A 23,759-nucleotide genomic window follows, 5' to 3' on the forward strand; every position below is an offset into this window, starting at 1 on the left:
TGATGGGGTTGGGGCGGTTGTAACTGGTGAGGTCGTGTTCGCTGTCCCGGCCGCGCGAGGTGTTCGTGTTCTTGGTGGCCCTGGCGGCCTTCCGGCTCTGGGGGGCGGGGCGGTGGTGAGGGGGCGGGCCCGTGGGCCCGCCCCCTCACCTCTGCGCGTCACGACAGGACGTTGTGCGTCACGACAGGAAGTCGCGGGCGATCGCCTCGGCCACGCGTTCGAGCAAGGGTCCTGCCTGGGCCATGGAGACCGCCGGGTCGGGTTCGAGTTCCGTCAGGGGGTAGGCCCGCCGGATCCCGGCCCCTTCCAGCGCCTCGGGCGGCAGGGCGAGCCGTCCGCAGACGGCGACGACCTCCACGCCCGCGGCACGGGCCGCCGCGGCGACGCCCGCCGGGGCCTTGCCGTGGAGGGTCTGCTCGTCGAGCGATCCCTCGCCGGTGATGACGAGCGTGGCGCGGGCGAGCGCCGGGGCGAAGCCCAGGACGTCGAGCATGACCTCGATGCCGGGCCGGAAGCGTGCCCCCAGCGCGACCAGTGCGCCGTAGCCGATGCCTCCGGCGGCACCCGCCCCGGGGAGCGCCGCGTGCTCGGGTCCCAGGACGGAGGCGTAGTGGGCGAGCGCCGCGTCCAGGACCGCGATGTCGTCCTCGGTGGCGCCCTTCTGCCGCCCGTACACCTCGGGGGCGCCCTTCGGTCCGGTCAGCGGGTTGTCCACGTCGCTGGCCAGGATCAGATCGATGTCCGTCAGCCGGGGGTCGAGCCCCGACAGATCGGCCTCGGCCAGTTCGGCGAGCCCTCCGCCACCGGGGCCGACGGGCTTGCCGTCCGTGTCCAGGAAGCGGGCACCGAGCGCGGCGAGCATGCCCGCGCCGCCGTCCGTGGTGGCGCTGCCGCCGACCCCGAACACGATCGTCCGCGCGCCGGCGTCGAGCGCCGCCCGCAGCAGCTCGCCGGAGCCGTACGTGGTGGCCGTGAGCGGGGCGAACTGTCCCGCCGGGAGGTGCTGAAGGCCCGACGCCTCGGCCATCTCCACCACGGCCGTGGTGCCGCGCACCGCGTACGCCGCGTCGACCGGTGTGCCCAGCGGCCCGGTCACCCGCGCCTCGCGGCGCTCGAATCCGGCGGCCACCGCCGCCGCGACCGTGCCGTCGCCGCCGTCCGCGACGGGCAGGGTCTCGACCTGCACCCCGGGTACGACGCGCCGCAGTCCGGCCGTCACCCGCTCCGCGACCTGTACGGCCGTGAGCGAGCCTTTGAACTTGTCCGCCGCGACGAGCACGCGGGCGGTCTCCATCACTGCTCCGTCCGTCACCTTGCATCCTTTGCTTTCGAACAGGCAGTCGCGCCGCCCCGACCCTATCCGGACCACCCCCTCTCTGCCCATGGCTGTCCAGGACCGCCCGGCATGCCTTTACGCTGCCGCCATGACCTCCACTGACTACGCCACGTACATCGCGGGCCTGCCCCGGGTACTGGCCGCGGCGGCATCGCTCTTCCTCGACGGGCAGGGGCGGATCCTGCTCGTCGAGCCGAACTATCGCGAAGGCTGGGCGCTGCCCGGCGGCACGGTCGAATCCGATGCGGGCGAGAGCCCGCGGCAGGCCGCGCGCCGGGAGACGGCGGAGGAGATCGGCCTCGATCTGGAGCCGGGCCGGCTGCTCGCGGTCGACTGGACGCGCGGTCCGGCGCGTCCGCCGATGGCCGCGTACCTGTACGACGGTGGCGTCCTGTCGGCGGAGCAGTTCGCGGCGATCCGCATCCAGGAGGAGGAGCTGCTGTCCTGGAAGCTGGTGGACCGCGCCGACCTCGCCGGTCATCTGCCCGGGTCTCTCGGCCGCAGGGTCCTGGCCGCTCTGGAGGTGCGGGACTCCGGGGCGGGCACGGCGGAGCTGGAGGACGGCGAACCGGCAGGACGGTGAGGTGCGGTGTGGTGAGGTCCCTGGTCCCGTTCTCGCGCCGGGCCAAATCTGATCGCGGGCGGTACGGGCCGGTGCGTACGCTCGCTCCATGACTCTCGTCGCGATCCTCAGCGGCGCCGGCATCTCCACGGACTCCGGCATCCCCGACTACCGTGGGCCGCAAGGGCTCTGGCGGAAGGACCCGGAGGCGGAGAAGCTCGTCACCTACGACTTCTACATGTCCGATCCTGAGATCCGGCGCCGCTCCTGGCAGATGCGCCGCACCAGTGCGACCTGGAGGGCCGAGCCGAACGCGGCCCACCGTGCCGTCGCGGCACTGGAGCGGTCGGGTACACCGGTGCGGGTTCTCACGCAGAATGTGGACGGACTGCACCAGCTGGCCGGTCTGTCCGCACGCAAGGTCCTCGAGCTCCACGGCACGGCACGCGAGGTCGTCTGTACGCGCTGCCGTGCACGGTCCCCCATGGAGCAGGCGCTGGCGCGGGTCGAAGCCGGTGAGGCGGACCCGCCGTGTCCTGCCTGCGGCGGGATCCTGAAGTCCGCGACGGTCATGTTCGGTGAGCGCCTGGATCCGCGGGTCCTGGCCGAGGCGATGGCGATCACGAAGGCGAGCCAGGTGTTCGTCGCGGTGGGCACGACCCTTCAGGTCCAGCCGGCAGCCTCACTGGCAGGCATCGCCGTGGAGCACGGCGCCCGGCTCATCGTGGTGAATGCCGACCCGACCCCGTACGACGAGCTGGCGGAGGAGACGATTCGCGAACCCATCGGGACGGCCCTGCCGGCACTGCTGGAGCGGCTGTCCGCCGGACAGGGCCCGTAGCCGCCGCCGTCCCGCTGTGATCGATTTCGTGCGGCACCCTCCGACGGGGCCTACTCCTTCAGGCCCCCCTGGACCCGGCGCGACGGCTTGAACGCGTACAGGTCCAGGATCTCGGGCGCATCGGCGAGACCGGGTCCGCCGTCCCCCGCCCAGGTCACGATGTCCGCGACGGCGTGCGGATCGTTCACCAGCCCGAGCCAGACCGGCCGGCCCCCGGCGCCGCGTCCCTCGGCGGAGGGCTGCACCACGATGACGTTGCCCTGCTCGCAGGCGTCCAGACACTCCACCGCACGCACGGTGGCGACTCCGTCGAGGGACTGCCGCAGCTGTGCCAGCTGACCGGCGTGGTCCACGCCGGGGATCTTCGGGGTACCGCAGCAGCAGCCCCGGCAGACGCTGACAGTGGGCCGGGAAGGTCCCGGCCCGGCGGCGGGCCTGCGGGTACGGCGGCTCATGCGGAGGCACTCCCGGTGGTGGCGCGGATGATCACCTTAGGACTGTACCGAGCAGCTCCCCCGGCGGTCCGGCCCCCCGGGTGGGGTAATGTTGACGGCTGCGAAGGGGAGTAGCCCCGCAAACCGGTCGTCGACACACTGGAGCCCTCGGGTTCCCGGTGGCCGGGCTCGTAGATCCTTACGGGTGGGCGAGACCTTCGGTCAGGTATGACACGCCCGCGCCCTGCGGGCGCTGCCGTCATGCCGGGCCGAGTGGTCCTCCGATGAAGCCCGAGCGGCGCTTCGCGAAAGGCCCGGGGCCCGGCTCGTACAGAAAGCCACCCGGAATGCATCTCGACCTCCTGGCGATCCTCACCGCCTTCGGGCTGATCTTCCTCGCGGAGCTCCCCGACAAGACGATGTTCGCCTCGCTGGCCATGGGCACGCGCATGCGGCCGCTGTACGTCTGGTTCGGTACGTCGTCCGCCTTCGTCGTGCATGTCGCCATCGCGGTCGGCGCGGGCGGTCTGATCGGTCTGCTGCCCGACTGGATCGTCAAGCTGGTCTCGGCCTCCCTCTTCGCCTTCGGCGCGTTCATGCTGCTGCGCAGTGGCGGCGGTGACGAGGACGGCGAGGACGAGATCAAGACGGTGACCGGCTTCTGGCCGGTCTACTCGACCGCCTTCATGGCCGTCTTCATCAGCGAGTGGGGCGACCTGACGCAGATCACCACCGCGAACCTCGCCGCGAGCAACGGCGCCTGGTCCACGGCCATCGGTGCTGCGGCCGCCCTCATGTCCGTCTCGGCGCTGGCCCTGCTGGCCGGGCGCTTCATCGCCAAGCGGGTGCCGCTGAAGACCGTGCAGCGCATCGGCGGTGTGTGCATGCTCGGCCTCGCGATCTGGTCGGTCGTCGAGATCTTCACGGGCTGATCCGCACGAGGGGCCGGGCGGGCCCTAGAACAGGGCCTGTACCTCGTCCCCCGTCCCCCGCTCGAAGTCCAGCAGCCGCTGCTTGCGCTCCAGCCCGCCGCCGTACCCCGTCAGGCTCCCCGACGCTCCGACGACCCGGTGGCAGGGAACGATGATCCCGATCGGGTTCTTGCCGTTGGCGAGGCCCACCGCACGGGAGGCGCCGGGCTTGCCGAGGTGTTCGGCCAGTTCGCCGTACGAACAGGTCTCGCCGTACGGAATCTCCTGGAGCCCTGCCCAGACGCTGCGCTGGAACGGTGTGCCGGCCAGGTGCAGCGGCAGGTCGAACGTCCTCAGCTCTCCGGCGAAGTACGCGTCCAGCTGACGGACGGTCTCGGTGAAGGGCCGCGGGTCCGGTTCGCCGAAGGTCTCCTCCGGCGGCCGGTGGCGCTGTCCGGTCATGTACAGGCCGGCCAGTACGCCGTCGGTGGCGACGAGGGTGAGGGCCCCGTACGGGCTGTCGATGACCGTGTGCTGCCGGGTCACCGTGGGTGTGGCGGTCATGGTTCGTCCTTACGCCCTCAGACGGGCAGGTGGTTGATGGGGTGGTCGTCGACGGTCCACAGGTACTGGACGGCGTACGCGCGCCAGGGGCGCCAGTGCGCGGCGCGTGCGGTGAGCGCCGCGGGGGTCGCGGGGAGGCCGAGCCGCTCGGCCGCCCGGCGGATGCCGAGGTCGGTGGGGAGGAACGCGTCCGGGTCCCCGAGCGCGCGCATGGCGATCACTTCGACCGTCCAGGGGCCGAAGCCCGCGAGGGCGGTCAGCTCGGCCCTGGCCGCGTCCCAGTCGGTGCCCTCCCCCAGGTGGAGCGAACCGTCGGCCAGCGCCCCGACCAGGGTGGTGAGCGTGGTGCGGCGGCTGCGCGGCAGCGCGAGGGACTCGGGATCGAGTCCTGCCAGGGCCTCCGGCGTCGGGAAGAGGTGGGTGAGGCCGCCCTCGGGGTCCTCGACGGGCACACCGTGGGCGGTGACCAGGCGGGCCGCGTGGGTGCGGGCGGCGGCCGTGGAGACCTGCTGGCCGAGCACCGCGCGTACGGCGAACTCGGCGGCGTCGACCGTGCGCGGCACACGGCGGCCGGGCGCCGCGTCGACCAGCGGCGCGAGCAGCGGGTCGGAGCGCAGCTGGTCGTCCACGGCCACGGGGTCGGCGTCCAGGTCGAGCAGCTTGCGGCACCGGCTGATGGCCTGGGTGAGATCACGCGGATCGGTGAGGGAGAGCCGGCAGGCGATGTGGTCGGGCCGCGGGGCGAGCGCCACGATGCCGTGTCCGTGCGGGAGGGTGAGCGTGCGGCGGTAGGCGCCGTCACGCCATTCCTCGACCCCGGGGACCGCCGTCGCGGCGAGGTGCCCGAAGAGGTTGCTGGGGTTGAGCGGGGCACGGTACGGCAGCCGCAGGGCGATGACTCCGGGGGCCTCGGCCGCCCCGGCCCCGCGTGCCGCCCGGGTGCGCAGCTCTCCGGGGGCGAGCGCGAAGACCTCGCGGACGGTGTCGTTGAAGGTGCGGACGGAGGCGAATCCGGCCGCGAACGCCACCTCGGCCATGGGGAGTCCGGTCGTCTCGATGAGCACCCGCGCGGTCTGGGCACGCTGGGAACGGGCCAGCGCGAGCGGGCCGGCGCCGAGCTCGGCGAGCAGCTGGCGCTCGATCTGCCGGGCCGAGTAGCCGAGCCGCGCGGCGAGACCCGGTACGCCCTCCCGGTCGACCACTCCGTCCTGGATGAGGCGCATGGCGCGGGCCACGGAGTCGGCGCGGGCGTTCCACTCCGGTGAGCCGGGGCTGGTGTCGGGCCGGCAACGCTTGCAGGCGCGGAATCCGGCCTGCTGGCAAGCGGCGGCGCTGGGGTAGAACGTCATGTTGCGGACCTTGGGCGGCACGACGGGACAGCTGGGCCGGCAGTAGATCCGGGTGGTCAGGACAGCGGTGAAGAACCAGCCGTCGAAACGGGCGTCCTTCGACTGTACGGCTCGCACGCAGCGCTCGGTGTCGGTGTGCATGCTTCAAGCATCGGGCATGCACGGCGGCAGGGCTGGCGGAAATCCGACATCAGCCTTGCGCTGCCAGGGCCTCCTCGAACTCGATGTACGCGTGCGCGTCGAACAGCACGAAGCGCACCTCCTCGACGGGCGGTGCCGCCTCGGCCAGCACCGTACGGACGGCGATGCGGGCTCCGTCGTCCATGGGCCAGCCGAAGATGCCGGTGGACACGGCCGGGAACACCACCGTGCGCGCACCCAACTCCGCTGCCACGCGCAAGGATTCGCGGTAGCAGGAAACGAGCAGCTCCGACCGGTCCTCGGCGCCGCTCCACACCGGGCCGACGGTGTGGATGACCCACTTGGCGTCGAGGCGGCCTGCGGTGGTGGCCACGGCCCCGCCGGTCGGCAGCCCCTTGCCGTACTTCGACGCGCGCAGTTCACGGCAGGCGGCCAGGATCTCCGGGCCGCCGCGGCGATGGATCGCACCGTCGACACCGCCCCCGCCGAGAAGACTCGAATTCGCGGCGTTGACAAGGGCGTCGGCCTTCTGCCGGGTAATGTCGCCGCGGGCCAGGGTGACGGTGACGGCCTCAGATCTGCTCATGCGGACATCATGCCGTTGTCGGGCGGTGCCGTGCGGGACGCTCACGTGGCCCGCAGACGGCGCCACACAGCCTTCGCCGCGTGATGGCCGGACATTCCGTGCACTCCGGGGCCGGGCGGGGTGGCCGATGAGCAGAGGAAGACCGCTGGGTGCGCGGTGGCGTACGGGACGCGGGCGAGTTTGGGGCGTATCACCGTCTGGAGTCCCGCGAACGCTCCGGTGGCGATGTCTCCGCCGACGTAATTGGCGTTGCGCACCGCGAGTTGGGGAGGTCCGGCGGTCGCGCGGGCGAGGACGAGATCGCGGAATCCGGGGGCGAAGCGCTCCAGTTGCCGCTCGATGACCTCCGTCGCGTCGCCCTCCCAGCCCGCGGGGACGTGTCCGTACACCCAGAAGACGTGTCGGCCCTCGGGGGCGCGGGACGGGTCGACGAGGCTCGGCTGTGCGGTGATCAGGAAGGGGACGCTCGGGTCGCGGCCCGACACGGCGGCGCGCAGGGCGGCGTCGATCTCACCGGCCGTGGGGCCGACATGGACCGTGCCGGCCCGCCTGGCCTCCTCCGCGGTCCACGGGACGGGGCCCGACAGGGCGTAGTCGATCTTGAAGCAGGAGGCGCCGTAGCGGTAGCCGCTGTAGGCACTGCCGAGTCCGGCGATGCGGGCGAGTGCGGTGGGGGAGGTGTCGAAGATGTACGCACGGGCGGGCGGGAGCTCGTCCAGGCGCTTGACCTCGATGCCCGTACGGATCGCGCCCCCCTGCTCACGCAGGTACGAGGCGAGGGCGTCGGAAATGGCCTGCGAGCCGCCGCGGGGCACGGGCCAGCCCTTCTCGTGCGCGGCGAGCGCGAACATCAGCGCGATTCCGCTCGTCGCGATGCCGCTGGTGGGTGCGATGGCGTGGGCGGCGAGCCCGGCGACGAGTCCACGGGCCTTGGCACCCCGGAAGCGGCGGGAGAGGAGCGTGGCGGGCTGGACCGCGTCGAGGCCGAAGCGCGCCCAGCGGTACGGGTCGCGGGGCAGCCCGTCCCACGGGGTGCGCAGGAAGTCCGCGGCAAGCGTGTCCCAGTGGCCGGTGTAGGGCGAGACCAGCCTGCGGTACGCGCCCGCGTCCTCGGGGCCGAGCGACATGGCGCTCTCCCCCACCGACCGTGTGAGCACGGCGGCGGATCCGTCCGGGAAGGGGTGGGCGAGCGCCAGCTGGGGCTGCAGCCATTCGAGGCCGTGCCGGGCCAGCGGCATCGCGTCGAAGGCGGGCGAGCCGATGCCCAGAGGGTGCACGGCGGAACACGGATCGTGTCGGAAACCCGGAAGGGTCAGTGCCTCCGTGCGGGCACCGCCTCCGACGGTCTCCGCAGCTTCGAAGACCTCGACGGCGAAGCCGCGGCGGGCCAGTTCTGCCGCGGCCGTCAGCCCGTTGGGGCCCGCCCCCACGACGACGGCATCCAGCATCGATGGCACCTTCGGACTCCTCTGTCAGCCGGTGGCCAGGACACCCAGGATATTCGGGCGCGCCGACAACGGGCCCGCGGGTAGCCTCCAGACCGATGAACAACGCGTCCGCACCGTCGTCCGCCGTCTCCACGATGGCCTCCCGGCTTACCGCTCTGCCCGGTATCAGGGCCGTCGTCCTCGGCGGAAGCCGGGCCCGCGGCACCCACCGGCCGGATTCCGACTGGGACCTGGGTGTCTACTACCGCGGCACCCCGGACCTGGCAGAACTGACCGCACTGGCGTCCGAGGCGCAGGGTTCCCCGGTGGAGGTTGCGGGGCCGGGCGGCTGGGGACCGTGGGTCAACGGCGGTGCGTGGCTGACGGTGGACGGCGTCGCCGTCGACTGGATCCTGCGCGATCTCGACCGGGTGGAAGCGGTCTGGTCCGACTGCCGTGAGGGGCGCTTCGAGGTGGGAATCCAGCCCGGCCACCCGCTGGGCTTCTGGTCCCCCTGCTATGCGGGTGAGGTCGCACTCGGGCGCGTACTCGAGGATCCGTACGGGGAGTTGACGGCTCTTCAGGAGTCGGTGGCCTCCTACCCGGAGCCCTTGCGCAAGGCGCTCGTCGACGCCGCCTGGGAAGCCGGCTTCTCCGTGGCCTCGGCCCGCAAGTCCGCCCCGTCCGGCGACACGCTCCATGTGGCCCTGTGCCTGTCGAGGGCGTTCGGCGTCCTCGCCCAGTCCCTGCACGCCCACCACCGCACCTGGTGCCTCAACGAGAAGGGCGCGCTCGCGGCGGCCGCCGCCCTCCCTGACACCCCGGCCGGTTTCGCGGACGGGGTTTCCCGGGCGCTCCGCGGCCTGGACGCGGACGCGGTGGAGACGGCGGCCGGAGTCGTACGGGAGGTCCAGCGTGTGCTGGACGGCGACGCGGCCTCAGGCTCCGGCGGGGCCTGAACCGGATACGCCGGTGCGCAGCGCGGTGAGGACCGCTTCGGCCGTCGCCGCGTCGCGGGCAGCCGTGAAGGGGAGGGCGTTGCCGCCGGTGATGCGGTACGGGACCCCGGCGAGCGTGGACTGGGTGCCACCCGCCTCGGCGACCAGGAGCAGACCCGCCGCGTGGTCCCAGGCCAGTTCCCAGTTGAAGGCGACCGCGTCCTGCCCACCGCAGGCGACGGCGAGGTACTCGAGGCCCGCCGATCCGCAGGGTCGTGCCTCGATGCCTTCGGTACGCAGGCCGAGCAGCGCACGCTTCTGGGCGTCGGAGGTGTAGTCGGGGTGGGACATCGCCACCCTGAGGACGGCGCCCGGCACGGGCGAACCGCTGTGCAGCGGCGTGCCGTTGAGCGTGGCGCCACGGCCTCGTACGGCGACGGCCATCTCACCCAGCGCGGGGGCGTACGTCCAGGACGCGAGCACCTCGCCGCGGTGGGCGAGGGCCACCAGGGTGCAGAAGCCGGGTTCGCCGTGGACGAACTGGCGGGTGCCGTCGACCGGGTCGACGATCCAGACGGGTGCGTCCTCGCCCAGCGCGTCGTACACCGACGGGTCGGCGTGGACGGCCTCCTCGCCGACGACGGCCGAGCCGGGCAGGAGCCGGGTCAGCGACGCGGTGAGGTGCTCCTCGGCACGCCGGTCGGCCGCGGTGACCAGGTCGTGCGGGCCGCTCTTCTCCACGATCTCGTGCGTGGCGAGCTGCCGGTACCGCGGCATGATCTCGGCGGCGGCCGCTGCGCGGACCGCCGCCTCGACCTCGGTCAGGTTCCCTGCGTCCGCAGCGAGGAAGTCATCGATCATGCCTCCAGCTAAGCACGGTCGCCGAGGAACATCGCAGGTGGGCGGTCAGCGGCCGACCGCGTACCCCTGCATGCCGCGCGGATTGGCGGCGGCGGACAGCACTCCGGTCTCCGGGTCGCGTGCGACGGCGCACATCCGCCCCTCGGACCAGGCGTCGCCGACCGTGACGTCGTGCCCGCGGCGGCGCAGCTCCTCGATGACCTCCGGGTCCATCCCCTCCTCGACGGTCATGCTGCCGGGCCGCATGCCCCGCGGGAAGAAGGAGCCGGGGAAGCTGTCGTTGTGCCAGTTCGGGGCGTCGATGGCGCCCTGCAGGTCGAGGCCGCCGCGGACCTCGGAGCGCAGTGCGACGGCGAGGAAGAAGTGCAGCTGCCACTGGTCCTGCTGATCGCCGCCCGGCGTGCCGAACGCCATGACCGGGACTCCGTCGCGGAGCGCGAGGGACGGGGTCAGGGTGGTCCGGGGGCGGCGGCCCGGGGTGAGGGAGTTGGGCAGTCCCTCGTCGAGCCAGGCCATCTGGAGGCGGGTGCCGAGCGGGAAGCCGAGCTCGGGCACGACCGGGTTGGACTGGAGCCAGCCACCGCTGGGGGTGGCGGAGACCATGTTGCCCCAGCGGTCGACGACGTCGAGGTGGCAGGTGTCGCCGCGGGTGGCGCCGTCCTTGGCGACGGTCGGCTCGCCCGCGCCCGCGGCCGGTATGCCCATGGCGTCGAAGCCGGACTCGCCGGAGGCGACGGCGTGTGCGTGCGCGCTGAGGACGGGGGTACGGCCCTCGGGGCTGCCGGGGCGCAGCTCGCGCGAGGCCTCGGCGGTGACGAGGGCGCGGCGGGCCGCGTTGTACGGCTCGCAGAGCAGTGCGTCGAGGGGTACGTCGGCTGCGTCGCCGTACCAGGCCTCACGGTCGGCCATGGCGAGCTTGCAGCCCTCGACGAGGAGGTGGACGTAGTCCGCGGAGCCGTAGGCGGGCAGCTCGGCCGGCAGCAGGGCGAGCTGCTGGAGGAAGGCGGGGCCCTGGCTCCAGCCGCCCGCCTTGGCCAGGGTCCAGCCGTTCCAGTCGTACGTGGCCGGGGCCTCGTAGGACGCGGACCAGCCGGCCAGGTCGGCGGCGGTGAGGGTGCCGGTGTGGTGGGTGCCGCTGGTGTCCAGGGTGGGTACGGCGGCCTGGCGGACGAGCGCCTCGGCGATGAAGCCCTCGCTCCAGACCTTCCGCGCGGCCTCGATCTGCGCGACGCGGTCGTCGCCGCCGGTCTCCTCGGCCTCGGTCTGCAGACGCCGCCAGGTCGCCGCGAGTGCGGGGTTGCGGAACAACTCACCGGGCTTGGGGGACTCTCCGCCGGGCAGGTACACCTCGGCGGACGACTTCCATTCGTTCTCGAACAGCTCGCGGACCGTTTCGACGGTCTGCCCGATCCGCTCGACCGGTGCGTGGCCGTCCTCGGCGTACCCGATCGCGTACCGCAGCACCTCGGCGAGCGTCTTGGTGCCGTGGTCGCGCAGGAGCACCATCCAGGCGTCGAAGGCGCCGGGCACGGCGGCCGCGAGGGGCCCGGTGCCGGGGACGAGCTCGAGGCCGAGTCCGCGGTAGTGGCCGATGGTCGCCCCCGCGGGCGCCGGACCCTGGCCGCACAGGACCTGTACGTCGCCGTCCCTGGGCGCCACGATCATCGGCACCTCACCGGCGGGCCCGTTGAGGTGCGGTTCGACGACGTGCAGGACGAATCCGGCGGCGACGGCCGCGTCGTAGGCGTTGCCGCCGTCCTCCAGGACAGCCATCGCGGACTGCGAGGCGAGCCAGTGGGTGGAGGACACCATGCCGAAGGTGCCCTGGAGGGTGGGCCTGGTGGTGAACACGGGATAGGGCTCCTTGGTGCGGTGGTGCTGTGGGGTGCGCTGTTCGGATCGTAAGGACGACGGGTCAGGATGCCGCGGCCGGGGCCACGGCATCCGGGGCCGCCGCGTCCGGTGCCGTCCCGTCGTCGTCGACGAGGTGGCAGGAGACCTGGCGCCCGCCGGGCAGCTCGCGCAGGACGGGGACCTCGGTGCGGCACCGGTCGGTGGCGAGCGGGCAACGGGTGTGGAAGCGGCAGCCGGGCGGCGGGTCCAGGGGGCTGGGCAGCTCGCCGTGGAGCACGATGCGCCGACGGGAGCGCTGGTCGACCGGGTCCGGGACGGGAGCGGCGGAGAGCAGGGCCTGGGTGTAGGGGTGCTTGGGTGCGGCGAACAGTTCGGCGGTCGGCGCCTGCTCGACGATCTGGCCGAGGTACATCACGGCGATCCGGTCGGCGAGGAACTCGACGGCCGCCAGGTCGTGGGTGATGAAGAGGCAGCCGAAACCGCGGTCGCGCTGGAGGTCGGCGAGGAGGTTGAGGACGGAGGCCTGGACGGAGACGTCCAGCGCCGACGTCGGCTCGTCGGCGACGACCAGATCGGGGTCGCAGGAGAGCGCGCGGGCGATCGAGATGCGCTGGCGCTGCCCGCCGGAGAGCTCGTGCGGATGCCGGTCGGCGTGCTCGGGGCGCAGGCCGACCTGGGCGAGGAGCTCCTCGACCCGGGCGCGCACGGCGGGCCCGCGGGCCTGCCGGTTCAGTCTCAGCGGTTCGGCGATGATCTGGCCGATGGTCATGCGGGGGTCGAGCGAGGACGACGGGTCCTGGAAGACCAGGTGAAAGTCCTTGCGCAGCGGCCGCAGGGCCCGGCGCGACAGGTGGGTGATGTCGGTGCCGTTGATGCGGACGCTGCCGCCGGTGGGTTCGTCGAGGCGCACGGCGCAGCGGCCCACGGTCGACTTGCCGCTGCCCGACTCGCCGACGAGGCCGACGACCTCACCGCGGCCGATGGTGATCGAGACGCCGTCGACGGCGCGGACGGTACCGCCGCCGGAGGCACCGAAGTGCCGTTCCATGGCGTCGATCTCGAGCACCGGTCCCTGGGGCCCGGGTGCGTTCTCGTCGTCGCTCCCGCGCGGGGCGGGGACGGTCTGCGCTGTGGTCACTTTCCGGCCTCCTGGGTGGTTCGCGCGGACTCGTCGGCGGCCGGCGCTCCGGCCTCTCCGACCTGGTCCGCGGTGTGCGGGTGCCAGCAGGCCGCCCGGTGCGCCGCGTCGGCGCCCGCCTGCAGGTCGATGGCCGTGAGGCCGGGCCGGGACGAGGTACAGGTGTCGTCGGCACGGGCGCAGCGCGGCGCGAACGTGCAGGCGTCGGGCTGGGTGTCGAGGCTGGGGACGAGACCGGGGATCTCGGGCAGACGCCGCTTGCCCTCGCCGCCGGGCCGCAGTACGGCGCCGAGCAGACCCCGGGTGTACGGGTGGCGTCCCGAGCCGAACAGGTCGTGTACCGGGGCCTGTTCGACGCCGCGTCCCGCGTACATCACGAGTACCCGGTCGGCGGCGTCCGCGACCACACCGAGGTCGTGCGTGACCAGGACGATGGCGGTGCCGAGCCGTTCGCGCAGCGACTGCAGGACCTCGAGGATCCCGGCCTGCACGGTCACGTCCAGCGCTGTCGTCGGCTCGTCCGCGATGAGTACCGCGGGGTCGCAGGCCACGGCGATCGCGATCATCACGCGCTGGCGCATGCCGCCGGAGAGCTGGTGCGGGTATTCGTCGATGCGGCGCAACGGGGCGGGGATGCCGACGAGTTCGAGGAGTTCCACGGCACGCGCCCTGGCCTCCTTCTTGCTCAGCCCCTGGTGCCTGCGGACCACCTCGCCGATCTGCCGGCCGATGGTGAGGACCGGGTTCAGCGAGGTCATCGGCTCCTGGAAGATCATCGCGATGTCCTTGCCGCGGACCTTCTGGAGCTCCTTCTCGGATGCCCCGACCAGCTCACGGCCGGCGAGCCGTATGGAGCCGCCGATGTGTGCGGTGGGCGGCAGCAGCCCCATCACGGCCATCGAGGTCACGGACTTGCCGCAGCCCGACTCCCCCACCACGGCGAGGACTTCGCCGGGGGCCAGGTCGTAGGAGACCCCGTCGACGGCGTGCACGGTGCGGGAGTCGGAACGGAAGGACACCGACAGGTCGCGCACGCTCAGGATGGGTTCGCGCACGGGTGTTCCGGTCATCGGGTTCCTCCGCGGGGGTCGAGGACGTCACGCAGCCCGTCGCCGAGCAGATTGAAGGCAAGCGTCGCCGCGACGATCGCCAGGCCGGGGAAGACCGCCAGCCAGGGGGCCGGGGCCAGGAAGGACTGCGCGCCGGACAGCATCACGCCGAGCGAGGGGTCGGGCGGCTGGACACCGAGGCCCAGGAAGCTGAGCAGTGCCTCGCCGATGATCGCGGCGGGGATGCCGACGGTCGCCTGGACGATCAGGGCGGAGGTGGCGTTGGGCAGGATGTGCCGGAAGAGCACGGTGCCGTCGCCGCCGCCGTTGGCAATGGCCGCCGCGACGTAGTCGACGTGCTTGAGCCGCAGCGTCTCGGCGCGGGTGATGCGGATGACCGCGGGGATCTGCGAGATGCCGATCGCGATGGTCGCGTTGGTCAGTGACGGGCCGAGGATGGCGGCGAGTCCGACGGCGAGCACCAGGAACGGGAACGCCAGCATCGTGTCGGTGAGGCGGGAGATCGCACCGTCGGCGAACTTCCCGTAGTAGCCGCCGATGAGCCCGAGCGGTACACCGATGACGAACGCCAGCACGACGGCGACGAGACCGACCTGCATGGAGGCCCGTGCGCCGAACACGATCCGGGACAGCTGGTCACGGCCGAGGTCGTCGGTGCCGAGCCAGTGGGCCCCGCCGGGTTCCGCGAGTACGTTGCCGAAGTCGGGCTGCGAGGGGTCGTACGGGGCGATGAGCGGGGCGAACAGTGCGACCAGGATGAAGACGGCCGCGATGATCCCGCCGGTGAGGGCGAGCCGGTTCTTCCGCAGGGCCCGCAGCCTTCCGCCGCCGGCACGCCGCCCGGTGACCTTCGGCGTGGCGGGGAGCGAGGGGGTAACTGTGGTCACCGGGCACCTCCGAGCCGGATGCGCGGGTCGATGACCGAATAGATCACGTCGACCAGCAGGTTGATGAGGATGTACGCGGCCGAGGTGCACAGCACCACGGCCTGCAGTGTCGCGTAGTCACGGGTGAAGACGGCGTCGATGGTGAGCTTCCCGAAACCGGGCAGGACGAAGATCTGCTCGGTGACGACGGCCCCCGAGATCAGATGGCCGAGCTGCAGGCCGAGGACGGTGACCACGGTGACGAGTGAGTTTCGCAGGGCGTGACCGCCGATGACCTCGCGCCGGGAGAGGCCCTTGGCGCGTGCCGTACGGACGTAGTCGGCGGACAGCGAGTCGAGCATCGCGGCCCGGGTCTGCCGCATCACGACGGCGGCGAGCCCCGATCCGAGGACGATCGCGGGGAGCACCATGCGGCGCAGGTTGTCGACCGGGTCGGTGCCGAAGGGTACGTAGCCCGAGGCGGCGAAGACGGGGACGGCGATGGCGAGTCCGAGGACGAGCACGATGCCGAGCCAGAAGGTCGGGATGGAGAGGCCGATCAGCGCGATGGCGTTGGCGAGCCACTCCTCCGGCCTGCCGCGGCGAACCGCGGCGACCACTCCGGCGCCGATGCCGACGACGACCGCGAGGAGGAGGGAGAGCGCGGCGAGTTCCAGGGTGACGGGCAGGGCTTGGGCGATGGCGTCGCTCACGGGGAGTCCGGTACGGGAGGAGGTCCCGAGGTCTCCGGTGAGCGCGTGGCCGATGAACCGGGCGTACTGGACGACGATGTTGTCGTTCAGTCCGTAGCTCTCGCGGATCGCGGCGAGCGCCTCCGGGCTGCGTTCCTCGCCGGCGAGGGCGAGTGCCGGGTCGCCGGGCAGCGCCCGGATCCCCGCGAAGACGACCATGCTGACGAGGAAGAGGGTGATGAGGGACTGGCGCAGGCGCGTCAGCAAGTACTTGGTCATCGTGTGTACCCCGCAGTCGTGACGCGCACCAGTCCGTCGCCGTAGACGCGGATGCCCGCGACGTTCTTGTTGGCGACGACGTAGTTCTTCTGCCGGTAGAGGTAGATCATCGCGTGGGCGGCCTGGACCTTGCGGGTCAGTTCGTCGTAGATGCCGGCGCGCTCGGCCGGGTCCGCGACGGAACGGCCTTCGGCGATCAGCTTGTCGATCTCCGGGTCGCCCAGACCGTAGGCATTCATCGCGCCCGCCGTCTTGAGGAAGTTGGAGACGTTGCCGTCCGGGTCGAGCCGGCCGGACCAGCCGCTGGTGAAGACGTCGTACTTCCCGGCGTCCGTCTCGGCGAGCATCGTGGCGTACTCGGTGGGCCGCAGGGAGAGCTCGAAGCCCGCCTCCTTGACCATGGCCTGGAGGACCTGGCCGACGCGCCCCTGTTCGGGGGTGGTGGAGGTCTTCAGTTCGATCTTGACGGGAGTCTTCACCCCCGCCTCCTCGAGCAGCTTCTTCGCCTTGGCGACGTCGCGCTTGGGGCAGTCCTGGGGCGGTACGCCGGGGGCGATGGCGGACTGCGGGGAGATGGGGCCGCAGGCCGGTTCGTACATGCCCTGGAAGACGACCTTGTTGATGAGTTCGCGGTCGATGGCGAGCTCGAAGGCCTCCCGGACCCGGACGTCGCGGCCGAGGGGGGTGTCGATCTTCCCGGGCTTCTCGCCGAGGCCCTTGACGTTGCCGACGTTGAGGCCGATGCCCTGGTAGCCGAGCGAGGGCGAGTTGAAGAGCTGGAGCTTGGGCTCGGTGAGTGCGCTCCGCACATCGACCGGGGCCATCTGGTCGCCGATCTGGAGGTCGCCGGAGCGCAGATTGGCCAGCCTGACGTTGCCGTCGGGGATGGGTTTGTAGACGACCCGGTCGAGGTGCACCTTGGCGGCGTCGTAGTAGTGGGGGTCCTTCTCCAGGACGATCCGGTCGCCGCCGACCCGCTCGACGAAGCGGAAGGGGCCCACGCAGGACGGGTGGTTGGTGAAGTTCTTCCCGTACTTCTTCAGCGCGGTCGGCGACATCACCATCCCGGAGCGGTCGGCGAGCACGCCGGTGAGCGGGACGTAGGGATGGTCGAGCACGATCCGTACGGTGTGCGGACCGGTGGCCTCGATGGTGCGGGCCGGAGCGAGCTCCGTACCGCGCGCCGAGCCGGGGAGATCGCGGTGGCGCAGCAGTGAGGTGGCCACGGCGTCGGCGTCGAGCGCCGTTCCGTCGCTGAAGGTGAGGCCGGAACGCACCTGAACCGTGACCGTGAGGCCGTCGGCCGAGGTGGTGGGCAGGGCTGCGGCGAGCTGCGGCACGAGGGTGCCGTCCTCGTCGATGTCGTAGAGCTTCTCGCACATGCCCGCGAAGACGGTGCGGCCCACGAGCGTCTGGGCGAGCGTGGGGTCGAGCTTGTCGGGATCCGAGTTGAGAGCCACCGTGATGGTCCCGCCGTCGCGCACGGACCGTTCATCGGTCTTCCGTACACCGCCGACCTCGGTCGCCGAGGACTGCAGCGAAGCGCAGCCCGAGGTCAGGAACACCAGGGCAACCGCCACCATGGCAACCGTTTTTCGGCGCACGAAGGCCTACCTCCCGCCAGGAGTGATCAAGGGAATATCGCAGACCGTATTTCGCATACAGTCCGCAGTGCAAGGGGGTCTCCCACATAGCGGACGGATAATTCTGACGATCGGGTAACGGCGCGGGCAGGTCGCCCAGGGATGCACGGATTGCCTGAACTGTGCAGGTGGGGGCCGGTCACCCGGCGTGTCCGGACGGACCGATCAGGGGGACGGACGACGGAGAGTCAGGTACCTGACAATCGATACGTGGTGACCGCACACATGCGGGAGCGGGCCGCCGGGGCTTCCCAGGCCCGGCCGGAGCCGGGGCACGAGGGAGCGACGGGACCCGCTGTCCGCACGCTTCTTCTATCGCGAGGCCTTGGACCGCCACAGCAGCCAGCCGAAGTACGGGGCTCCGATCACCGCCGTGACGACCCCCACCGAGATCTGGGCGGGCGCGATGACCGTACGGCCGATCGTGTCGGCGACGACCACCAGCAGGGATCCCATCAGAGCGGCCACCGGAAGCACCCGCCCGTGACGCTGGCCCACCAGGGCGCGCGCCGCGTGCGGTGCCACCAGTCCGACGAAGCCGATCACGCCGACCGCGGCCACCGCGGCCGCGGTGAGGACGACGGCGATGCCGAGCAGGCCCAGCCGCGCCCTGCCGAGCCGGATCCCGAGCAGCCTCGGTGTGTCCGCGTCCAGGCCGATGAGGTCGAGCTCGCGACGCCTGAGGGCGAGGACCGGCAGGGACACGGCGAGAGCCGCAAGGACCGGGAGGACCTCGGGGAACGTACGCCCGTAGGTCGAGCCGGAGAGCCAGACGAGCGCCTTGGTCCCGTTGTACGGATCGGTCAGCACGATCATCAGGCTGACCAGCGCCGCCGTACCCGCGGAGACACCGATACCGATCAGCACCAGCCGGTCCTGCTCGAGTCCCCGCCGGGCGGCGAGCCCGAAGACCAGCGCCGCCGCGGCTGCCGCCCCGGCGAGCGCCGATCCGCTGATGAGCCAGAAGCTCGCGAGCGGGACGACGGTCAGGGTGATGACGGCACCGACTCCCGCTCCCCCGACGACCCCGAGGATGCCCGGTTCGGCGAGCGGGTTCCGTGAGACGGCCTGCACCACCGCTCCCGCGGTCGCCAGCGCGGCACCGGCGAGCAGTGCCGCGGCGATCCGCGGCACACGGGTGTCGAGCACGAAGGTGACGAGCCTGCCGGAACGTCCGGTGAGCCAGTTCCCCACGTCGCCGAGCAGCAGGGGGGCGTCGCCGAGGAGAGTCGCCGCCACGACCGCGAGGACGAGCGCGGTGGTCACCGCCGTGAGGGTGACGACGAACGCGCGGCGGCTGCGCAGCCGGGCGAAGGCCGCCTCGGGGCCGGTGGATCCGCCTGCGCGGGACCGGTGGGCGAGGAGGACGAGTACGGCGGCGCCGAAGAAGCTCGTCACGATGCCGGTCGGCACGGACGCGCCCGCCTGGGCACCGAAGAGGGCGCGCAGCAGTACATCGGCGCCGAGCACGACGAGGACGCCCGCCACCGCCGACGCCGGAATGAAGGCGCGGTGCCGGACGAGCGCGGGCACCTTGGCGCCGATCAGCCGGACGATCGCGGGAGCGCAGAGTCCGACGAAGCCGATGGGTCCGGCGACGGTGACGGAGACGGCGGAGAGAACCACCGCGAGGACGACGGCCGTTGCCCGCGTGAGACGCGGGCTGACGCCGACCACGACGGCACCGTCGTCCCCGAGTGCGAGGATGTCGAGCCGCCTGCCGAGGACGACCAGCCCGATCAGCGCCAGGAGCGCGACCGGGGCGAGCCGGTCGATCGTCTGCATGCCGATCTGCGCGAGGGAGCCGTTGCCCCAGGCGTAGAGACCGGTGGTCTGCTGGGCGCGCAGGAGGAGGAGCATGTGGCTCAGGCCGCTGAGCCCGAGGGTGAGTGCAGATCCGGCGAGTACGAGCCGGGTGGTTCCCGCTCCGGCGCGGGCGAGCCCCAGCACGATCCCGGCAGCGAGGAGTCCGCCGATCAGGGCCGTGCCGCCGGCCGGGACGGGCGGCAGGCTGATGCCGAACGCGGCGACGGCGACGACCGCGAAGTAGGCGCCGGCGTTCACGGCGAGCGTGTCGGGCGAGGCCAGTACGTTGCGGGACACCGACTGCAGTACGGCTCCGGCCGCGCCGAGGGCGCAGCCGACGACCAGCCCTGCGGCGAGTCGCGGCAGCCGGGAGGCCACCAGAACGGCATCCGCCTGGTGGGTCCCGCCGGTGTCCGTCCACAGGGTGGCGAGAGCGCCCCAGAGGGTGCGCAGTCCGACGGGTGCCGTGCCTTGGCCGATGTGCACGACCGCCAGGGCGAGCACGGCCGACAGCGCCCCGAGAGCGAGGAGGAGGAGGGGCCCACGGCGTGCGGGCCGCCCGGCCCCGACGGACGGCGCGTCCTCCGTCGGGGCGGTCGACGACGCAGGCTCGGCCTTCGTCGTAAGGGTGCTCACGTTCACTTGGTCAGTGCGTCCACAAGAGCGTCGACGTACTGCGTCATCGACGCCGTGCCACCGAACATCCAGATGCCGTCGGGCAGTCGGTGGACGTCGCCGTTCTTCACGAAGGGCAGCGACTTCCACACGGCGTTGTCCTTGAGCCCGTCGGCGAACGGGTCGGCGGTGTCCGCGCTGTTGGTGATGTAGACGAACCGGGCGTCGCCGATCTTCGTGAGGCCCTCGACGTCCGTGGCGGCCAGACCGTAGCCCTCGTCGCCCTTCATGGACCAGGGGCTGACCAGGCCGAGTTCGGTGTTGATGTCGGTGAGCAGCGCCCCCTTCACGTACGGGCGCACCGAGACCTGGCTCCCTTCCTTCCAGCCGTCGGCGAAGGCGACCTTCTCGCCGCCGAGGCCGGCGGTGGCGAGCTCCTTCCTGCCGTCGGCGAGCTTCTTGCGGAACGCGGCGATCTCCGTCTTCGCCTTGCCCTCGGTCCCGGTGGCCTTGGCGATGAGGTTGACGTTGTCGGTCATCCGGTCGATCTGCCGGCTGGCGTCCGCCGCCTTCACCACGATCAGCGGAGCCACCTTGGAGAGCTGCTTGACGGCGGCGTCCGGCAGGTCGGTCGTGGCGACGATGAGGTCGGGCTTCAGAGCGGCGACGGTGTCGACGCTGGGTTCGCCGCGGGTGCCTATGTCCTTGACGCTGCCGGTCAGCGGCGCCGCGGTGTCGTAGGCCCGGTAGCCCTTCACATCGGCGACGCCGACCGGGTCGATGCCCAGCGTGATGAGCGATTCGACGACGTTCCACTCGGTGCCGACGACACGCTTGGCGGGCCCGTCCAGTTTCACCTTCGTGCCGCGTGAGTCGGTGACGGTCAGCGTGGAGTCGGAGGCGGACGCCTCCTTGGGCGCCTCGGTGGTGCCGCAGCCGACAAGGGTCAGCGCCGCGGTGCCGGCGATCACAGGCCATGCCCAGTGCTTGGTCGTCATGGAGAGTTCAGGGCCTTTCGAGCCGAAGGTGGTGTCTTCCCACCGCGCGGGTGCGGGGGATGCCCGTCGAAGGGTCGGGTTCGACCTCGATACGGATGCCGTAGGTGTCGGTCAGGAGCCCGGGTTCGTAGACCTGGGCGGGGGTTCCGGCGGCGGCGACGCGTCCGGAGGACAGCAGGACGACCTGGTCCGCCACCGCGGCTGCCTGGTCCAGGTCGTGCAGGACGACCCCGATGGTCACGCCGTGCGTGTCGGCGAGGCTCCGGATGAGGTCCAGGATCTCCACCTGGTAGCGCAGGTCGAGATAGGTCGTCGGTTCGTCGAGCAGCAGCACGTCGGTGTCCTGCGCCAAACAGCAGGCGAACCAGACGCGTTGCAGCTGGCCGCCGGAGAGGCTCTCGACGCCGCGGTCGGCGAGATCGATGACGTTCGTGACGGCGAGGGCGTGCTCGACGAGCCGCGCCCCGTCCGGGTCGCTCCCCCGCATCCGGCTGCGGTACGGATGCCGTCCGAAGCCCACCACTTCGCGGACGCTGAGGCCGGCCGGGGTCGTTCGGCTCTGCGCGAGCAACGTGACACGCCGGGCGAAATCGGTGCGCGAGAGGGCGAGGGCGTCGATCGGGTCACCGTCGGCACCGACGGTCACGCTCCCGCTGCGGGCCCGGTGCAGGCGCGCGACGGCACGCAACAGGGTGGACTTCCCACTCCCGTTCGGGCCGATCAGCGCGGTGACCTGCCCTCGTGGAAGACGGAGGTCCGCCTCGTGTACGACGTCGACGCCGTCATAGGCGACCGTGACTCCCGTGGCGGCGAGGCCGGACGGGGCAGCGGTACCCGCGGCGGGAACGCCGGGGTCTGCCACGACGCCGCGAGGCGGTGGCGATTCTTCTCTGTCGGGTGCAGTCACGATCACCCGACAGAGGTTAGCCTAACCTAACCTCAGGGCGAAAACCGGCCCCCGCGCGACCGGGTGGCCGGAAACGAACCATCACCTCACCGCAGGCGGCAGCCTGTTCCGCCGCGAGCTGCGGGGCGGATCGATGACCGGCCCGACAGCAGCTGACTTGGCGTCATACTCCGTTCCCGCACAACGAATTCGGGAGCCGTCGCATGCGACGGCCCCCGTTCCGGGTGATCAGCGGCAGACGGCGGCCATGGTGTCGCCGCCGTCCGAGCCGCTTCGAGCCCGGTGGATCCAGATGGTGCCGGTCCCGGACGACGGGACCGCGTCCACTAGCTCGCGTAGGTCTCGAACTCGGCCACCTTCGGCGTTCCGGTCGAGCCGGTGATCTCGAAGGTGATCTTGCTGAGCGAGGTGCTGGGAACCGTGATGGCGCCCGCGCCGGTGCCGGACTTCAGGACGGCACCGGTGTCGCCGTTGAGGACCCTCCAGGATCCGATGCTGCCCGCGGAACCGGATGCCTCCCGGATGTTGATGCGGGCCACGGTGGTGGCGGAGGACCACTTGACCGAGACGGAACCGGTCGAGCCGGCCGGCGACCAGAAGGTGCTCAGGTTGCCGTCACGCACGTTGCCGAAGCTCGTCCCGCTGGCCTTGCTGGAGCCGTCGGCACCGGCGCCGAGGCTGAGGTTGGTCCCGCTGGGCTGGGTCGGGTCCGGCGTGGGAGTGGTGGGGTCCGGCGTCGGGGTCGTCGGGTCGGGCGTGGGGGTGGTCGGGTTCGGCGACGGGTTCGTCGGCGTGCAGCTCCCGTTCGACACCTTCAGGCCCTTGTTGGCACCTGCCGTCTGGCCCACGATGTCCGGCACGCAGTTGGCCGCGTCGAGGCTGAAGGAGTAGGGGATGCTGACCGTGGTCGTGGACTGCACGTTGGGCCCGGCGGGGTTGGTGTCGGTACCGGGGGCGGACCAGGTCACGTTGTCGAAGATGTTGCCCGCGACCTGCCAGTAGCCGGCCGCGTCGGTGTAGAAGGTGCCCAGGACGTCCTTGGAGTCCTTGAAGTAGTTGTTGTCCACCTTGGCGCGGGCCCCGGCCCGGGAGTTGATCCCGGACTCGTTGAGCTTCAGGTAGTAGTTGTTGTACATGTGGGCGATGCCGCCGCGCAGCAGGGGCGCACGGGAGTCGATGTTCTCGTACAGGTTGTGGTGGTAGGTCACGAAGCCGTTGGAGAGCTCGGTCTCGCTGGACCCGATGAGGCCTCCGCGGCCGGAGTTGCGCAGGGTGCTGTAGGACAGCGTCACGTACTGGGTGTTGTCCTTCATGTCGAAGAGGCCGTCGTAGCCCTCCGACTCACCGCCCGACGCCTCCAGGGTGGTGTGGTCGACCCAGACGTTGCGGACGTCGCTCTCCATGCCGATGGCGTCGCCGCCGTTGGACGTGGGCGAGCCCGACTTCTTGACGTTCTTGACGGTCACGTTCTGGATGATGATGTTGCTGGACTCACGAATGTGGATGCCCAGCTGGTCGAAGACGGCCCCGCTGCCCACGCCGACGATCGAGACGTTGCTGATCTGCTTGAGCTCGATGACGCCATCGGCGGTGTTGCAGCTGTCGCCCGACACCTTGGCGGTGTTGCCGTGGTTGATCGTGCCCTCGACCTCGATGGTGATCGGGGTGCTGGCGCTGGCCCGGCCGCACAGGGCCTGATGGATCGCGGTGCCCGTGGTGGCACGCACGGTCTGCCCGCCCGCACCGCCGGTGGTCCCACCGTTCTGGCTCGCGTAGCCGGTGGCACTGCCGGTCACTGCTGCCGATGCCGAGGGCATCGACACAACCACACCTGCCGCGGCCGCCAGGGCCGTCGTGGCGAGCGCCGCAGAAAGTCGCAGTGCGACTGGTCGTCTCATGTCCATCTCCCGATTCGTCTTCGAACTCTGGGTGTTGGTACTC

The 23,759-nt window shown here is 71.7% G+C and carries 21 protein-coding genes; 4 read left to right on the plus strand and 17 right to left on the minus strand.

All coding sequences use genetic code 11. The features are described from left to right. Positions 1-178: 178 nt before the first annotated feature. The gene (locus tag ACFQ6X_RS32820) at positions 179-1,294 is read right to left on the minus strand and encodes a glycerate kinase (RefSeq protein ID WP_383187083.1); all 1,116 of its coding nucleotides are present in this window, start codon (positions 1,292-1,294) and stop codon (positions 179-181) included. 130 nt (positions 1,295-1,424) lie between these two features. Between ACFQ6X_RS32820 and ACFQ6X_RS32825 the strand changes: the two genes are divergently transcribed. Together ACFQ6X_RS32825 and ACFQ6X_RS32830 are read left to right on the plus strand one after the other, a co-directional pair. Continuing rightward, positions 1,425-1,919: an NUDIX domain-containing protein gene (locus ACFQ6X_RS32825; protein WP_383186995.1), complete on the plus strand. Its 495-nt coding sequence runs from the start codon at positions 1,425-1,427 to the stop codon at positions 1,917-1,919. Positions 1,920-2,007: 88 nt separating this feature from the next. Next, the gene (locus tag ACFQ6X_RS32830; protein ID WP_383186997.1) at positions 2,008-2,739 is read left to right on the plus strand and encodes an NAD-dependent deacetylase; all 732 of its coding nucleotides are present in this window, start codon (positions 2,008-2,010) and stop codon (positions 2,737-2,739) included. Between the two features lie 50 nt (positions 2,740-2,789). Here ACFQ6X_RS32830 and ACFQ6X_RS32835 read toward each other — a convergent pair whose 3' ends face one another. Beyond that, positions 2,790-3,194, minus strand: a complete 405-nt coding sequence (locus ACFQ6X_RS32835; RefSeq protein ID WP_383187000.1) for a (2Fe-2S) ferredoxin domain-containing protein — start codon at positions 3,192-3,194, stop codon at positions 2,790-2,792. 326 nt (positions 3,195-3,520) lie between these two features. Here ACFQ6X_RS32835 and ACFQ6X_RS32840 point away from each other — a divergent pair, with 326 nt between their 5' ends. Then, complete coding sequence (locus tag ACFQ6X_RS32840) at positions 3,521-4,105, plus strand: TMEM165/GDT1 family protein (protein ID WP_383187002.1); 585 nt, start codon at positions 3,521-3,523, stop codon at positions 4,103-4,105. 24 nt (positions 4,106-4,129) lie between these two features. Here ACFQ6X_RS32840 and ACFQ6X_RS32845 read toward each other — a convergent pair whose 3' ends face one another. From ACFQ6X_RS32845 to ACFQ6X_RS32860, 4 genes are read right to left on the minus strand one after another with little or no spacing between them, the layout of a single operon-like run. Next, positions 4,130-4,648, minus strand: coding sequence for a methylated-DNA--[protein]-cysteine S-methyltransferase (locus tag ACFQ6X_RS32845; protein WP_383187005.1), 519 nt, complete (start codon positions 4,646-4,648; stop codon positions 4,130-4,132). Positions 4,649-4,665: 17 nt separating this feature from the next. Continuing rightward, entirely contained in the window at positions 4,666-6,138 is a 1,473-nt protein-coding gene (locus tag ACFQ6X_RS32850; RefSeq protein WP_383187007.1) for an AlkA N-terminal domain-containing protein, read from the minus strand. 49 nt (positions 6,139-6,187) lie between these two features. Then, a complete protein-coding gene (locus ACFQ6X_RS32855; protein ID WP_383187010.1) occupies positions 6,188-6,724 on the minus strand; it encodes an O-acetyl-ADP-ribose deacetylase in 537 nt (178 codons plus the stop codon). A 41-nt stretch (positions 6,725-6,765) separates the two neighbouring features. Next, positions 6,766-8,181 (minus strand): phytoene desaturase family protein, encoded by a 1,416-nt coding sequence (locus tag ACFQ6X_RS32860; protein ID WP_383187012.1) that lies wholly within the window; start codon positions 8,179-8,181, stop codon positions 6,766-6,768. An 86-nt stretch (positions 8,182-8,267) separates the two neighbouring features. Here ACFQ6X_RS32860 and ACFQ6X_RS32865 point away from each other — a divergent pair, with 86 nt between their 5' ends. Then, the gene (locus ACFQ6X_RS32865) at positions 8,268-9,110 is read left to right on the plus strand and encodes a nucleotidyltransferase domain-containing protein (RefSeq protein ID WP_383187014.1); all 843 of its coding nucleotides are present in this window, start codon (positions 8,268-8,270) and stop codon (positions 9,108-9,110) included. Here the strand turns inward: ACFQ6X_RS32865 and ACFQ6X_RS32870 are convergent. The 11 genes from ACFQ6X_RS32870 to ACFQ6X_RS32920 all read right to left on the minus strand — a co-directional run bounded on the left by ACFQ6X_RS32870 (position 9,090) and on the right by ACFQ6X_RS32920 (position 23,716). Beyond that, positions 9,090-9,950, minus strand: a complete 861-nt coding sequence (locus tag ACFQ6X_RS32870) for an inositol monophosphatase family protein (RefSeq protein ID WP_383187017.1) — start codon at positions 9,948-9,950, stop codon at positions 9,090-9,092. The two genes, ACFQ6X_RS32865 and ACFQ6X_RS32870, sit on opposite strands and share 21 nt — an antisense overlap. A 45-nt stretch (positions 9,951-9,995) precedes the next feature. Next, entirely contained in the window at positions 9,996-11,801 is a 1,806-nt protein-coding gene (locus ACFQ6X_RS32875; RefSeq protein ID WP_383187020.1) for a gamma-glutamyltransferase family protein, read from the minus strand. A gap of 64 nt (positions 11,802-11,865) precedes the next feature. After that, complete coding sequence (locus ACFQ6X_RS32880; RefSeq protein ID WP_383187085.1) at positions 11,866-12,852, minus strand: ABC transporter ATP-binding protein; 987 nt, start codon at positions 12,850-12,852, stop codon at positions 11,866-11,868. 86 nt (positions 12,853-12,938) lie between these two features. After that, positions 12,939-14,012 carry an ABC transporter ATP-binding protein gene (locus ACFQ6X_RS32885; RefSeq protein WP_383187022.1) on the minus strand — a complete coding sequence of 358 codons (1,074 nt, stop codon included), beginning with the start codon at positions 14,010-14,012 and terminating at the stop codon, positions 12,939-12,941. Next, positions 14,009-14,899 (minus strand): ABC transporter permease, encoded by an 891-nt coding sequence (locus ACFQ6X_RS32890; RefSeq protein WP_383187024.1) that lies wholly within the window; start codon positions 14,897-14,899, stop codon positions 14,009-14,011. The genes ACFQ6X_RS32885 and ACFQ6X_RS32890 overlap by 4 nt, the downstream gene beginning before the upstream one ends. After that, positions 14,896-15,849 carry an ABC transporter permease gene (locus ACFQ6X_RS32895; protein ID WP_329205880.1) on the minus strand — a complete coding sequence of 318 codons (954 nt, stop codon included), beginning with the start codon at positions 15,847-15,849 and terminating at the stop codon, positions 14,896-14,898. Before ACFQ6X_RS32895 ends, ACFQ6X_RS32890 begins: the two co-directional genes overlap by 4 nt. Further along, a complete protein-coding gene (locus ACFQ6X_RS32900) occupies positions 15,846-17,453 on the minus strand; it encodes an ABC transporter substrate-binding protein (RefSeq protein ID WP_383187027.1) in 1,608 nt (535 codons plus the stop codon). The genes ACFQ6X_RS32895 and ACFQ6X_RS32900 overlap by 4 nt, the downstream gene beginning before the upstream one ends. 351 nt (positions 17,454-17,804) lie before the next feature. Further along, complete coding sequence (locus ACFQ6X_RS32905) at positions 17,805-19,934, minus strand: iron ABC transporter permease (protein WP_383187029.1); 2,130 nt, start codon at positions 19,932-19,934, stop codon at positions 17,805-17,807. Positions 19,935-19,936: 2 nt separating this feature from the next. Next, positions 19,937-20,911, minus strand: coding sequence for an ABC transporter substrate-binding protein (locus ACFQ6X_RS32910; RefSeq protein WP_383187031.1), 975 nt, complete (start codon positions 20,909-20,911; stop codon positions 19,937-19,939). A gap of 7 nt (positions 20,912-20,918) precedes the next feature. Then, complete coding sequence (locus ACFQ6X_RS32915) at positions 20,919-21,773, minus strand: ABC transporter ATP-binding protein (protein WP_383187033.1); 855 nt, start codon at positions 21,771-21,773, stop codon at positions 20,919-20,921. Positions 21,774-22,144: 371 nt separating this feature from the next. Continuing rightward, on the minus strand, positions 22,145-23,716 hold the full coding sequence (locus ACFQ6X_RS32920; RefSeq protein WP_383187036.1) for a polysaccharide lyase family 1 protein: 1,572 nt from the start codon (positions 23,714-23,716) through the stop codon (positions 22,145-22,147). Positions 23,717-23,759 lie beyond the last annotated feature (43 nt).

It is taken from the genome of Streptomyces sp. NPDC056452 (assembly GCF_042796085.1).
Classification (GTDB): domain Bacteria; phylum Actinomycetota; class Actinomycetes; order Streptomycetales; family Streptomycetaceae; genus Streptomyces.

Excerpts from the sequence above, each read along its gene's own strand:
- ACFQ6X_RS32820 (WP_383187083.1), bottom strand. The coding sequence starts at position 1,294 with ATGGAGACCGCCCGCGTGCTCGTCGCGGCGGACAAGTTCAAAGGCTCG.
- ACFQ6X_RS32825 (WP_383186995.1), top strand. The coding sequence starts at position 1,425 with ATGACCTCCACTGACTACGCCACGTACATCGCGGGCCTGCCCCGGGTA.
- ACFQ6X_RS32830 (WP_383186997.1), top strand. The coding sequence starts at position 2,008 with ATGACTCTCGTCGCGATCCTCAGCGGCGCCGGCATCTCCACGGACTCC.
- ACFQ6X_RS32835 (WP_383187000.1), bottom strand. The coding sequence starts at position 3,194 with ATGAGCCGCCGTACCCGCAGGCCCGCCGCCGGGCCGGGACCTTCCCGG.
- ACFQ6X_RS32840 (WP_383187002.1), top strand. The coding sequence starts at position 3,521 with ATGCATCTCGACCTCCTGGCGATCCTCACCGCCTTCGGGCTGATCTTC.
- ACFQ6X_RS32845 (WP_383187005.1), bottom strand. The coding sequence starts at position 4,648 with ATGACCGCCACACCCACGGTGACCCGGCAGCACACGGTCATCGACAGC.
- ACFQ6X_RS32850 (WP_383187007.1), bottom strand. The coding sequence starts at position 6,138 with ATGCACACCGACACCGAGCGCTGCGTGCGAGCCGTACAGTCGAAGGAC.
- ACFQ6X_RS32855 (WP_383187010.1), bottom strand. The coding sequence starts at position 6,724 with ATGAGCAGATCTGAGGCCGTCACCGTCACCCTGGCCCGCGGCGACATT.
- ACFQ6X_RS32865 (WP_383187014.1), top strand. The coding sequence starts at position 8,268 with ATGAACAACGCGTCCGCACCGTCGTCCGCCGTCTCCACGATGGCCTCC.
- ACFQ6X_RS32870 (WP_383187017.1), bottom strand. The coding sequence starts at position 9,950 with ATGATCGATGACTTCCTCGCTGCGGACGCAGGGAACCTGACCGAGGTC.
- ACFQ6X_RS32880 (WP_383187085.1), bottom strand. The coding sequence starts at position 12,852 with ATGGAACGGCACTTCGGTGCCTCCGGCGGCGGTACCGTCCGCGCCGTC.
- ACFQ6X_RS32885 (WP_383187022.1), bottom strand. The coding sequence starts at position 14,012 with ATGACCGGAACACCCGTGCGCGAACCCATCCTGAGCGTGCGCGACCTG.
- ACFQ6X_RS32895 (WP_329205880.1), bottom strand. The coding sequence starts at position 15,849 with ATGACCAAGTACTTGCTGACGCGCCTGCGCCAGTCCCTCATCACCCTC.
- ACFQ6X_RS32910 (WP_383187031.1), bottom strand. The coding sequence starts at position 20,911 with ATGACGACCAAGCACTGGGCATGGCCTGTGATCGCCGGCACCGCGGCG.
- ACFQ6X_RS32920 (WP_383187036.1), bottom strand. The coding sequence starts at position 23,716 with ATGAGACGACCAGTCGCACTGCGACTTTCTGCGGCGCTCGCCACGACG.